This is a genomic window from Vibrio sp. 10N.261.52.A1 (genome assembly GCF_002876325.1).
GTDB classification, from domain to species: Bacteria; Pseudomonadota; Gammaproteobacteria; order Enterobacterales; family Vibrionaceae; genus Vibrio; species Vibrio chagasii.
Genome location: NZ_MCYD01001355.1, coordinates 1 through 451 on the forward strand (window position 1 = coordinate 1; position 451 = coordinate 451).

General features: G+C 46.8%; 3 tRNA genes. All 3 read right to left on the minus strand.

Features of this window, described 5'->3' with window-relative positions:
• Nucleotides 1–121: 121 nt before the first annotated feature.
• Nucleotides 122–197, minus strand: a tRNA-Val gene (locus BCT81_RS27700).
• A gap of 33 nt (nucleotides 198–230) precedes the next feature.
• A tRNA-Lys gene (locus BCT81_RS27705) sits at nucleotides 231–306 on the minus strand.
• A 2-nt stretch (nucleotides 307–308) separates the two neighbouring features.
• Nucleotides 309–384: transfer RNA gene (locus BCT81_RS27710), tRNA-Glu, on the minus strand.
• Between the last annotated feature and the right edge of the window lie 67 nt (nucleotides 385–451).

A 451-nucleotide genomic window follows, 5' to 3' on the forward strand; every position in this document is an offset into this window, starting at 1 on the left:
CAAATTGTTAAAGAGCATGTATTCCGAAGAATGCATTTTCTAAAGACTCTCGCAGTCGAAAAAACCAACCAACGACATAAGAAGTGGTTTGGAGTTTTAACTTCCAAGAATATTTAGAGAATGGTGGGCGATACCGGGCTCGAACCAGTGACCCCCTGCTTGTAAGGCAGGTGCTCTCCCAACTGAGCTAATCGCCCACTAAAAGTTTTAATTCCTTCGTGGAGAAAGAATGGTGGGTCGTGCAGGATTCGAACCTGCGACCAATTGATTAAAAGTCAACTGCTCTACCAACTGAGCTAACGACCCAATGGTATCCCGTAGGGGAGTCGAACCCCTGTTACCGCCGTGAAAGGGCGGTGTCCTAGGCCTCTAGACGAACGGGACACTGGATTGAAGAACTTGGGAGTTCTTCGTCTCTTTACTTTCTAAACCGTATCAATCTGTGTGGACA